This window comes from Metabacillus flavus, assembly GCF_018283675.1.
GTDB classification, from domain to species: Bacteria; Bacillota; Bacilli; order Bacillales; family Bacillaceae; genus Metabacillus_B; species Metabacillus_B flavus.
Genome location: NZ_JAGVRK010000001.1, coordinates 722,326 through 734,393, shown reverse-complemented (window position 1 = coordinate 734,393; position 12,068 = coordinate 722,326). Strand labels below are relative to the sequence as shown.

The 12,068-nt window shown below is 45.5% G+C and carries 10 protein-coding genes; 5 read left to right on the top strand and 5 right to left on the bottom strand.

What is annotated here, in order from left to right; all coding sequences use genetic code 11:
* The first annotated feature begins 57 nt into the window (after positions 1-57).
* Positions 58-438, top strand: a complete 381-nt coding sequence (locus J9317_RS03835; RefSeq protein ID WP_211556562.1) for a two pore domain potassium channel family protein — start codon at positions 58-60, stop codon at positions 436-438.
* Between the two features lie 100 nt (positions 439-538).
* On the top strand, positions 539-1,441 hold the full coding sequence (gene rbsK / locus J9317_RS03830; RefSeq protein WP_211556561.1) for a ribokinase: 903 nt from the start codon (positions 539-541) through the stop codon (positions 1,439-1,441).
* Positions 1,442-2,035: 594 nt separating this feature from the next.
* Here the strand turns inward: rbsK and J9317_RS03825 are convergent.
* Both J9317_RS03825 and J9317_RS03820 read right to left on the bottom strand, forming a co-directional pair.
* Positions 2,036-2,806 (bottom strand): TerC family protein, encoded by a 771-nt coding sequence (locus tag J9317_RS03825; protein WP_211556560.1) that lies wholly within the window; start codon positions 2,804-2,806, stop codon positions 2,036-2,038.
* Between the two features lie 130 nt (positions 2,807-2,936).
* Complete coding sequence (locus J9317_RS03820) at positions 2,937-3,104, bottom strand: hypothetical protein (RefSeq protein ID WP_211556559.1); 168 nt, start codon at positions 3,102-3,104, stop codon at positions 2,937-2,939.
* A gap of 525 nt (positions 3,105-3,629) precedes the next feature.
* On the opposite strand from J9317_RS03820, the gene J9317_RS03815 reads away from it, so the two are divergent.
* Positions 3,630-4,205, top strand: a complete 576-nt coding sequence (locus J9317_RS03815; protein ID WP_211556558.1) for a CotY/CotZ family spore coat protein — start codon at positions 3,630-3,632, stop codon at positions 4,203-4,205.
* A 341-nt stretch (positions 4,206-4,546) separates the two neighbouring features.
* The gene (locus J9317_RS03810; protein ID WP_211556557.1) at positions 4,547-4,954 is read left to right on the top strand and encodes a CotY/CotZ family spore coat protein; all 408 of its coding nucleotides are present in this window, start codon (positions 4,547-4,549) and stop codon (positions 4,952-4,954) included.
* On the opposite strand, the gene J9317_RS03805 is transcribed toward J9317_RS03810, so the two are convergent.
* Positions 4,951-6,660, bottom strand: a complete 1,710-nt coding sequence (locus J9317_RS03805; protein ID WP_211556556.1) for a CotO family spore coat protein — start codon at positions 6,658-6,660, stop codon at positions 4,951-4,953. The two genes, J9317_RS03810 and J9317_RS03805, sit on opposite strands and share 4 nt — an antisense overlap.
* 228 nt (positions 6,661-6,888) lie before the next feature.
* On the opposite strand from J9317_RS03805, the gene J9317_RS03800 reads away from it, so the two are divergent.
* Positions 6,889-8,403: an alpha-helical endospore appendage domain-containing protein gene (locus J9317_RS03800; RefSeq protein WP_211556555.1), complete on the top strand. Its 1,515-nt coding sequence runs from the start codon at positions 6,889-6,891 to the stop codon at positions 8,401-8,403.
* A 309-nt stretch (positions 8,404-8,712) separates the two neighbouring features.
* On the opposite strand, the gene wecB is transcribed toward J9317_RS03800, so the two are convergent.
* Together wecB and J9317_RS03790 are read right to left on the bottom strand one after the other, a co-directional pair.
* Complete coding sequence (gene wecB / locus J9317_RS03795; protein ID WP_211562095.1) at positions 8,713-9,807, bottom strand: non-hydrolyzing UDP-N-acetylglucosamine 2-epimerase; 1,095 nt, start codon at positions 9,805-9,807, stop codon at positions 8,713-8,715.
* Positions 9,808-9,847: 40 nt separating this feature from the next.
* Positions 9,848-11,989, bottom strand: a complete 2,142-nt coding sequence (locus J9317_RS03790; protein WP_211556554.1) for a polysaccharide pyruvyl transferase family protein — start codon at positions 11,987-11,989, stop codon at positions 9,848-9,850.
* Positions 11,990-12,068: the final 79 nt, after the last annotated feature.

The following is a 12,068-nucleotide window of genomic DNA, read 5'->3' as shown; positions in this document are numbered from 1 at the left end:
TCTAAGGAAACGGGTATAAGGGTACGATAACCCCCAGTTTGAAAGGATTGAATACTCTTGTTTCCACGTATCCATATGCATAAAACCTGGACAGGATTTCTCCTGTTTGCGGTTATCTATTTAGTTTCCATCCTCCTTTTCGCGGCCATATACCTAGGCTTGGAATTAAGCGGAGCGGGCCATCTGAAGGAGCACTACCTGGACGAAAAAGGCCTGACTCTTTACGCGCTTATTTTAAAATGCCTGTATTTTAGCCTCGTGACCAATTTATCGGTCGGTTTCGGAGATATAACGCCATTTGAATTATCCAGGCTTTTTGCCTCCCTTCAGGCTTTTATCGGTTATTTATTGCCTGTTGCCCTAGTAATTAATTTATTTCCGAATGAAGTGAAGGAAAAGCTTGAGGAAGAAGAGAAAAAGCATGAGGAAGGCGAGTGATCTCTTCGTGCTTTCTGCGGTTCTAATGGTTGTCAGTCAGCGATAAACATATTAAACCTGCTGCCTTTATTAAACGGAAAACGACGAAAGAGGGATCGATATGGCGAAAATCACAGTAATAGGAAGTTCTTCCATGGACCTTGTTGTCACAGCAGCAAAACGTCCTGAAGCAGGAGAAACGATCCTGGGAGAGGATTTTAAAAGCGTACCGGGAGGAAAAGGCGCCAACCAGGCGGTAGCAGCGGGAAGACTTGGTGCAGATGTTTATATGGTTGGGTGTGTAGGAGATGACCCCTATGGAAAGGCAATTGTGAGCAATTTACAGGCAAACGGTGTTCATACAGACTATGTGAAACCCGTTCCAGATACGGCCAGCGGTACAGCCCATATTATTCTGGCTGAAGGTGACAACAGCATCATTGTTGTCCAGGGTGCCAATAAACTCGTAACGCCTGACCTTATTACCGATGCGCTCCCTATCATCCGCGAATCTGCGATGGTGCTGATCCAGCAGGAAATTCCCGAAGATTCGGTTGAGCATGTGAGCAAGCTTTGCAAGGAGTATGGCATTCCCCTTCTTCTGAACCCGGCACCAGCGAGAAAAGTGAGGGAAAGCGTATTGTCCAATGCATCTTATCTGACACCAAACGAAACAGAAGCAAGGCTGATTTTTGGAGAAACCTCCATTAAGCAAGCACTAAAAGCGAATCCAAATAAACTGTTTGTGACGGAAGGAAAGAACGGGGTCCGCTATCATGATGGGGAAATAGAAAACGTCATTCCCTCCTTCCCTGTTGAAGCATTGGATACGACAGGTGCAGGCGATACCTTCAATGCAGCATTCGCTGTAGCTCTGTCGGAGGGTAAAAGCCTTCCGGAAAGCATCCGGTTCGCCAACAAAGCAGCCTCCATTTCTGTGACGAAATTCGGTGCGCAGGGCGGCATGCCATCTAGAGATGAGGTCGAACGAGGGCTGCTGGATGAGGAAAAACGGAATTCTTAATAGTCATTTATCGAAGGTGCTGGCAGATCTGAGCCACACCGATACTATCGAAGAAAGACGTACGGAACTCCGTGCGTCTTTTTTGTATGGTTGGAGGCAGGGATGGTCGTTTTGCCCGTAATCGACATGGTTTTGCCCGTATTCGACATGGTTTTGCCCGTTATCGACATGGAACTGCCCGTAATTCATCAGTTCGCCCGCTCCATCGGCGGCGAATAGACTCTCGATGGCGCCAGTCCCCTCAGATTTTACCGTACTAAAGCTTTGGCACCATCCCACGCAAACCCTTGAACTATAAGGCATCCAGCCTTTACGTCTCTGTCCCCCGATGCGGTGAAGGAGAACGGGACTGGCACCGTGCCAGTCCCCCAAAATTTTACCGCACTAAAGCTCTGGCACCTCGCTCGCAAACCCTTGACCCATACGGCCTCCCTGATAAAGGTCTCTGTCCCCCGATGCGGTGAAGCATCGCGGGACTGGCCCCGCTTCAGCACCCGCCCGCTGATTCAGCACCCACACCTTCAGCACCCGCCGATTCAGCACCTGCCGCACGCCCCACAAAAAGAGAGCCGGCCTTTTGGCCAGCTCTTCTCTCTATCTTCCTGCTTCAACTTCAGCTTTTGGCTTGGATAAAAACCAGCCTACCACAGCAATCAAAATCAAAACAGACCAGAAAATCACTTTCCACGTGACACTTTTCCCAAATCCTTCAGAAATAATGGCTAGCTGCGGATGAGAAAGGGCGTATACAGCAAGCTTTACCCCTACCCAGGCAACGATTGCAAAGGCGGCCGTTTCAAGACCAGGCCGCTTCTCGAGCAGCACTACAAAGTAGCTTGCTGCGAATCTCATGATGACAAGCCCGATAATTCCACCAGTCAGAATGACAGCGAAGTGACCCCCGTCAAGTCCTCCGATATCGGGAAGGCTCGTTTCCGGTAGGGTTACGGCGAGTGCGACCGCTGCGAGAATGGCATCTACCGCAAATGCGATATCCGCTACCTCAACTTTAATCACCGTCATCCAGAATCCTGAACCCTCATTTTCGGTCTCAGCCTTCTCCTTTACCTTAGGCTTCAGCACATGCTTTTTCAGGATGTGATAAAACGCAATTCCTAATAAATACAAGGCACCGATTGCCTGCACCTGCCAAATATCCACTAGATAGGAAATAATAAATAGCGATCCGAAGCGGAAAAGAAAAGCCCCGGCCAAACCGTAAAACAAGGCTTTTTTTCGTCTTTCTTCCGGAAGGTGTTTAACCATTGTCGCAATGACAAGAGCATTATCCGCAGCAAGGATTCCTTCTAACCCGATCAGGATCAGCAGGACCCATCCATATTCCAACAATAATCCAGCGTCCAAATTATGTCCCCCTTTTCATTCTTATTAGTATTTAGTAATGCCCCGAACTTTATGACTTTTGCTCATTCTGAAATTTCCCTAAAACTTTCTCGTCAATGCATCTAAATGCGAACATTTAGTGAACGGGTTTTCATTTATGGTTAAGCAATAGCCGCGGCTGATCCGCTTGGCTCTGCTGGGATTGCAGCGAAAGGCTTCGCGGCGGGTTGTGCATCTCAAGCGTCATGATCGCTACAGCGTATAGCTTAAACGTGACGAGCATCGTCACAAACAAAAGAATGTTCTTTTGCGGTTTCAAAAGGTTTCCATTTCTCCTTCATCCATTTAGATTTCTGAAGGGTTTTTGTGTAAACAAAAAACCTCCACCATTGGCCGGTGAAGGTTAGAATCAACATAATTATCCCTTCACCATAATGGCAAAGGTCTCGCAAACAACATTTCTGTTGCCAGTCAGGCCGGCGATGCATGCATGCATCACGTATTGTCGACATAACTGTAAGCTACTCCCCTTTGGAGTATATAGGCTCTGTAATCGAGCACAGCCTTAACTCTTCGGCTGTTAGTGAAATCATAATCTATGAATGAGCTATTCGTCAATAGATAATCATATTTCACATAATACTACATGTTAAAATAGTACCCCATTCCCAAGTCCGATGGCGAGGATACTTACCAAAACAGTTATGTAAAAACATTACAGCGATTAGTTTTTACGCCCCTGTCCATTTTCATCGAAACAGGCTATACTCTCACACCATTAAAATCCGTAAACATATCATGTAACTGACAATAGTCAAATTGATAATAACAGGAGGAAGATTTAATGGGTTGTGGAAGTCACTTCGATACCGGCAACTGTGTATGCGACACACTTGCTGAAATTGCTAATGCCCAACAAGACGATCATTCTATGGATTGTCAAGCAAGCTGCTCTGAATCCATCCGTGAATTAATGGGCGGTTCGACTGGCCCGAATTTCAACACGATTCCTTTTCAGCTAATTTGCAATTCCCAAAACGTTAGTGGAAATGCAGAAGTTGGCGGATTCTGTGGTACGGTATTTATTGCTCAAGGATGGAAAAGAAATGCTACACCTTCAAATCCGAATGCATTGTCAAGACAAACCTCAGCTTTCTTTAGGGTATCATCAGTTGATACTGAGAACTGCTGTGCTCAGTTAGAACTTTTATGTGTAGAAGGGACCGGACCAGCAGGAACGAACGTACAATTTGGACCATTTCCTAATCAACTTGATGATGGCTGTTTAGTTCTTGAAGAACCAGTATTTAGAAGAACAGGCATCTGCATCACTGTAGATCTAAAATGCTTCTGCGGAGTTTCCTGCTTGCCTGCAGTAAATGCCAGCAGCTGCCCTCCAGCAGCTAATGGTGCTCAATAATATAGAATTATTCTCTCTTTTTAAAGACAGCTCCGGTAATACTTCGGACTGTCTTTTTTTTAGGCTCTTTTAAATCCTGATGTTGATTTTTAACACCTGTTGATTGGAGACTCCTGCTTAGAGCAGCGGGACAGGTGAGCCCCCGCAGGCGCAAAGCGGCGAGGAGGCTCACCGCCCGCTAAAAAGATAAGCGAGCGCCTGCTAACTGCAATCAACAGCCAAGTTTAACAGAGCTTTTTTTAAGTTACTTCATACTCAGCAAATGTCTATATGAACACATTTCATATTTCATTTTGAGTTACATAAATTATGTAAAAGACTAAAAAAAGGAGGGAAGGACATTGCGCATGCATGTGGATCCCCTTTTAAAAAAACTGCATCAAATAAAAACTCTACAGGATGCTATAGAAGAACCTGACAAAATTCAGCGCTTGTTTATCTTAGAATCCAAGAGAGATACCATTCCGCTCCTTTTTTACTTGAATAACGGAAATGTCTTTCAAACCTCGGGCAATATTGGCAGGCAAAAAGGGAGCAATAGCTTTATCACTCCCTTTTTTCGAATGGAGGATATTCATCCGCCTTCCTATGTTACCTTAAGCCTTTTAAAGCCGCATTATGATCATCTATATCCGACCGATTTATATGATGTATCCAAGCTAACGAAGACAAATTTGTTCTTTGAAATGAATTGTAAGGTATTTGGAGGAGTGCAGTACTTGGACTCAATACTGGTCAAAGAAAATTAGAGACTGATAATTTTAATATTTTGGATCTCTTTTATTTCCAAAGTGTGAAGTTTTAATGTGTTCCTGCTAATGATGGTAAGGGATTCTTGTTCTCTGGAATAAGCGCAAATGACACCAAAAAAGAATTTTTTATTTGTTTTAACCTCCACAAATACCCGGGTAACGTGTTTAGGCAACGCTGTCATATATTCAATTTTTTCAAGAACCGTCTTATTCTTAAACGAATCTGAACGAACTGCTCTCATAGTCCTCAGTAAAAGCTTCTCTGTCGGAACCTTTACATGAGCCTTTTTCTTATGATTCAGTCGATTCCCGTTCTCGCCCTTTTCAGCTTCTTTTAATAGCTCTTCAGCTGAATCCATTCTCCCCTTTTCGGCTTTATATTGCTGCTTTGCAGAACATCCTCTATATTGGTCCTGCAAAACTTCAATTTCCTTGGAAAAATCCTTTGAAACGATACCCTCTTCCCCTTCTAGTTCCTTTACTCCACTAATTTCTTTTATATTTTGAATGTCAGTTTCACCATTGTCACTAGAAGCTAAAGGTTCTGAAACATACCCTTCTTCCTGTTGAAGCTCCGGCAAGACAGATTCCACTGCTTCTGCTTCCCCAATGGCTTCTACTAAGTTTTGACTGACTTCATCTATTCCTTGCCGCTTAAGCTCCCCAGTTTCTTCAGGGAAAGCCTCTGTCTCAGCCACTTCTCCCTGATGAATATCTGAAAAAACAGGTTCTTCCTCCTCAATTCCAGTGCTGGCTTCAGCTTCGATTTGGTTTACATCTTCTATCTCTTTAGCCTCTTCGTGGTGAGATAAAGATTCTAATACAGTCACGTCTTCCTTCGCGGACTCCAGCTGGAAATTCCCCCCTTTTTTTGCTGCCAGCGTGCTTTCTATGCGCTCTTCCGCTTCACTGCTCTCTACTTTTACTTCTTGACTGCCATCTTCCGTACTCTTCAACTCAGTTTCTTCGGTTCCCTCAAGCAGTGATGACAACTCTTCAATTTCATTCTCCTCCACTAAATCAAGCTCATTGTCTAAATAATCACTGATTTCTGATTGTTTATAATTGTCAGTGACACCTTCATATTCAGTTCCTTCAAGATTTTCAAGAGGAGCTGTACCTAGCGGAAATGCAGGATCTTCTTTATGCATAAAATGGAATAAATCAATTCCAAACATAGGGTTAAAAGGGTCCACTTCTAAACTTTCAAAGCCTGAATCCCGGGAAGGATGATCCCTTTTACCAAAGCCTTGAATAACACTTGTATTTTGCTCTTCATTTTTCACTTCAGCAGCCTCCTCATGATTATGCCTTGTCTCTTGATAATCAAACGCAGCCCGTTCCATTGTATTCAAAACCATGTCTTCCTGTAGCTTCTCCTTCCCTTCTTTTTCATGTCTTCTCGTTTTCATTAATGTCATGTCAATCCCTTTAGTCATTAGGGATTCATTTTTATTTAAAAAGACTTCATTCTGTAAATCAGAATCTTTATCTTCAAGATTTAATACAATGACCATTCCCTTTTGAAGGTTTGTAACGTGATCAGCTTCAATTAATGTATACTCTTCTTCTTCAAGCGGACTTGGTTTCAGCTTTTTCTTCATTAAAATTTCCTTCTGCTCCTGCGGCTGATCCCTTTCATTAATCAGGGGATCAATAATATACATCAAAGGCATCCGAGTTCTGTTTTTATTTTCAAACATTTGTCCCGCCTCCCCTTTACCTATATATATGCATTCCCCGCTGGAATTTTGTTTTTAAAGACAAAAACGTATGGCAATTAGCATATCGCAAAAAAAAAATACCCAATTTTGGATTGCAGGGGTATTCGCTTATACCCTTTCTCTCAGAATGAATAGTTTAGTAAAGACCAATGTGCACTTCTTAACAAGTACGGTACAAAGGTTCAAAACTTATAAAGGAGAAATGTAATGTCACAACCGAACCTTCCGAATATCACCCCTACGATATCGATTACTAGAGACGATGTCATCAACTTGCTCTTGGCATCCATTGCGATGGAAGAGTTAGGCCTGGCTCATATTCTCAATGCCGAAGGGGAAAAAATCCAATATGCTCTAGGGACCATTCCCGGCCTGAGTCCTGCAGCATCCTTGGCGGATATTCTAAAAGTAAACGAAAGCGTTCAGGATGTACTGGCTATGACAATTAAGAAGGAATTACTGCTGGATAACAAACTAAAACAGGTTTCAGACATTTCCCCCAGCGGAGTAACTGGTCCGACTGGGCCGGCTGGACCGACCGGACCGACTGGACCTACTGGACCTACTGGACCTACTGGGCCGGCTGGACCAACTGGACCGACTGGACCGGCTGGGCCGACTGGACCGACTGGACCAACTGGACCGACTGGGCCGGCTGGACCAACTGGACCAACTGGACCGACTGGACCGACTGGGCCGACTGGACCGACTGGGCCGACTGGACCGACTGGACCGACTGGGCCGACTGGGCCGACTGGGCCGACTGGACCGATTGGGCCGACTGGACCGACTGGACCGACTGGGCCGACTGGGCCGACTGGGCCGACTGGACCGACTGGACCGACTGGACCGACTGGACCGACTGGGCCGACTGGGCCGACTGGACCGACTGGACCGACTGGGCCGACTGGGCCGACTGGACCGACTGGACCGACTGGACCGACTGGGCCGACTGGGCCGACTGGACCGACTGGACCGACTGGACCGACTGGGCCGACTGGACCGACCGGGCCGACTGGACCGACTGGACCGACTGGGCCGACTGGGCCGACTGGACCTACTGGACCGACTGGGCCGACTGGACCTACTGGGCCGACTGGACCGACTGGACCTACTGGGCCTACCGGGCCGACTGGACCGACTGGACCGACTGGGCCGACTGGACCGACTGGACCGACTGGACCGACTGGACCGACTGGACCGACTGGACCTACTGGACCGACTGGACCGACTGGACCGACTGGACCTGCTGGAGCTACTGGTGCAACAGGTCCTTCAGAGCCTCAATCAGCATTTAGGGCGGTCAATAATGCCAAGCAGAAAGTCTGCAAGAATACCCCTGTGAAAGTACTCTATCAGACAGAGCAGTTTGACTTAGCAGGGGAGTATAATCCTGCTGAATCTAAATTTGTTCCGAATTTGAATGGTGTTTACCTGGTTATTGCAACAATTGCTTTCGTTCCAAGGTTTAACAACGTAGATTACAGCGTGCAGGTAGAAATTCGTGTAAATGGTGCTCCTGCCATTGCTATTGAAAACGATTTGTTCGGCGATGGAGTAAGAGCCTCCAATGTGGTGACGGTCTCTACCATCCTGCAGCTTGCTGCCGGTGATGAGGTGGAAGTCTTTGCTTCCAGTACAACAAATGGTTACATTGCGGAGAATGTAAATGGACAGAATACTACCCACTTTGAAGCAGCGAGATTCCCTTCTCCTTTCTAATATTAATAGCTGATGATTTAACAATGGAGGGTCGTTCCAGTCCCACAAAATTTCACCGTACTAAAGATCTGGCACCATCTTTGCAACCCCTTGAACCAATGGATTCGTTGTCCAAGGTCTTTGTCCCCCGCTGCGGTGATGTATGACAGGACTGGCACCTCAACAAATAAGGAGCTGACTTTAAAAGGAAATTTTTATCCTTTTAGGTCACCTCCTTTTTCTTTTTTGCTCTGCGAGGCACGAAAATACCCGGCCAATGAGCCGGGTACGTCTTCAGGGTGGGCAAATATAGATTCGTATGAAAGAAGATTAAGAAGAGATCCCGAAATAATCCAATATGATCTGAGTGATTTTTTCGGATGCGCGGCCGTCTCCATAAGGATTGCTCGCATTAGACATTTTGGAGTAAAGATCAGGATCAGTCATGAGATCAGAGACGGTTTGATGGATGCTGCTCCGTTCGGTTCCAGCGAGGACAATGGTCCCTGCTTCTAATCCCTCCGGACGTTCAGTTGTATCTCTGAGAACCACCACTGGCACTCCGAAGCTGGGGGCTTCTTCCTGGATACCTCCTGAGTCTGTTAAGACAAGATGAGATTTGGCCATTAAGTTATGAAAGTCAAAGGCCGGGAGGGGGTCGGTTAAAATGATTCGTTCATGGCCGCTTAGCAGCCGGTTCGCTTTATTTTTAATGCCGGGATTCATGTGAACAGGGTACATGAAGGCGATATCCTGGAATTGATCAGCGAGGTCTCTGATTGCAGAAAAAATTTCATCCAATTTGTCCAAATTTTCTCTTCTGTGAACAGTCAGGAGAATTCGTTTTTTTCCTTCCATTAATGCTTCTGCAGGATGGGAGTAGTTTTTGCGAATGGTCATTTTCACTGCATCTATAACGGTATTTCCCGTTATAAAAATCGAGCTTTCGAGTTTATTCTCTTGCTTCAGATTGTCAGCTGCCTTAGCTGTTGGTGCAAAGTGCAAATCAGATATGATACCGGTAAACTGGCGGTTTAGCTCCTCCGGAAATGGAGAATATTTGTTCCGCGTGCGCAGACCGGCCTCGACATGGCCTACCGGAATCTGTTGATAAAAGGCTGCTAGACTCGCAATAAATGTTGTGGTGGTGTCCCCGTGGACGAGGACCATGTCGGGTTTTGTTTTTTGGAAAAGCTCATCCATACCCGTCAGCAAACGGACAGAAAGGCCCGATAACGTCTGTTTTTCCTTCATTATATTTAAATCATAATCTGGAACAATCTGAAACTCCCTTAGGACTTGATCGACCATCTCCCTATGCTGTGCCGTTAGACAGACAGAGAGATCGATTTTGCTGTTTCTGCGCAGAACATGGACCAGAGGAGCCATTTTAATTGCTTCTGGCCTTGTTCCAAATACAATCATGACTCTTTTTTTTTCAGACACATATGTTCCCCCAATAAACTTACTTCGATCCTTTCATTGCATAGATACCGATTTCGGAGAACAGCTTTTCAATACGCTTTTCCCACGTATGGTCCCTCAGGCACCTTTGTTTCGCATTACTCCCGATTCTTTCAGCTTCCTCAGGGTGCTCTAAAAAGTACTTGATTTTCCCGATCAAATCTTCTTTTGAATGGTAGGCGACAATTTCTTCGCCATATTCAAACAGGTTTTTCATTTCTTCAAAATACTCGGTAAAAAGCAGTTTTCCCGTGGCTGCTGCTTCAAGAATACCTACTTTAATATTCGTATGGCCCTTCACCGTCCGCGGGAAGTTCACAAGCATTTTAGTGGAGTAGGCTGCCTTGAACCAATCGTCCCCTCTAACTTCTCCCATTGCATGACCCGGGTATGGCCATTTCACCCCGTACAGCTTTGTGTTGAAGTTCTGGCATAAAGCACTGGCAATCGGATACCGGTCTCTCCTGCCGTGTCCGATAATGGCAACATCCGCCGCAAATTTCGAATAGGCCGGTCTTTCCTCAAAAAATCGGCTGTCTATTCCGAATGGCATGTAATAAATATTAGTAGACCCTTGCTTTTTATACTTTTCATAGGCAAGCATCGCGTTCGTGGCATGCCATGTGAAACGGTCCGCATATTGGGATACGGTCGGAAATACATCCGGGTCGCTTAAGGAGATGCCAAGTACAGGGATCCCATTATTTTTTAACCAGTCCATATCACTGCGGCTGAAGGTTAAACCGCCTGCATTGCAAATAATCAAATCCGGTCTGAATTTCATGAGCTTCTCCCGTATGATTCTCAGGCGAACATAGATGGGGCCATTTCCTCCGCCGTGTTTTTTAGGAGCATAGGTCCATTCAGGATGAATTCCGGTGTTCCACTCCTGAACTTCATGACCCATTTGGACAAGGGACAGGAACATGCTTCTTACAATGTCCGTATCTCCCTCACCGTATCTTCCAAAGTGAGCAATTCTCAGCTTTTTCACTGCTGCTGGTTCCTCTCCTTTTCCTGCAATCAATAAATGAGAGCTTCTTTTTTCTGCATCCTGCAATCGGGAAATTATTTGCCCCATCTCATGCCGCTCAGCTTCCGGCTGATTCATCAGCTGCTTGGAAATGGCGAACAGGTTATCCGGTTTAATTGCAGAATAGCGGAATGAATGGTGTTTCCTTCCAATGGAGTCCATGAAATGGTCCACTTTCGGATCATAGGAAATGCCGATAACCGGAACATTTTGACTTGCACTCAGGATTAAAGAATGGAGACGCATTCCGATCATTAAGGAAAATTCACCAAGAATTCCTTTCAGAACTTTTGGCTGCTGGTTGCCGGAAAGCATCGTATAGGATCCTTTAGGAAGCTTTTTTTCCAGCTTCCTCATGATTTGCTTGTCTCCTGCATATTGGCTCATCGGAAACAGGACCAGATGTGCTTTTTCTCTTATGGCAAGCATTGTGCAAAGTCTAGCCATCCGGACAATCAATTGCTGCTGTTCCTTATGCTTGAATCTCCACGGTCTCAGACAAACTCCTACAAGCTTTTTATTGAGAGGGATTTTAGCTTTTATCAGGTGATTTTTTGCAGCTGCACTTGATATGCTTTTCAGGTTCAGGGCAGGATCGGGTGTGAGGGTTACTTCCTTTTCAGTAAGGTGATCTTTAACAAATTGAAGTGAAACTTCATCCCTTACCGATATGCGTTCTGCTTTTGAAAGCAGCGAGAGGGCATACTCTTTGCCCTTGGATGTAAAAAAGGGCCCGATTCCGATGCCGTAAAAAAAGATTTTTTTCCCGTATTGATGGGCGGCTTGAACTACCTGGCCATAGTAGTTCATTCCTTTCGCTTCCAGGCCTGTGCCACTTTGCGGCTTCCAGCCGGAATAGTCCTGCAGGATGCCTCCGCCACCCACAATGACAGCATCAGCCTGTTTTATTTTTTCTTTAACTGCAGAGAAAGACTTTACTTGCACAGCTTTGACACATTTATCGCCCCGATAGGCAGTAAAAAGCCCTTTAGACACCACGCAGAATTCAGCGTCAGGAAATGCTTCGGACACCGAGTCGATCATGTTTTCCAAAATCGCATCGTCCCCTATATTTCCTGCCCCGTAATAGCCATGTATTACGAATTTCAAGCTTTGCAGCTCCTTTCTATTAAATTTTGTGTACTGGATAATATATTAATTTTTCGGCTAAGCGGTTGTACTATTTCCC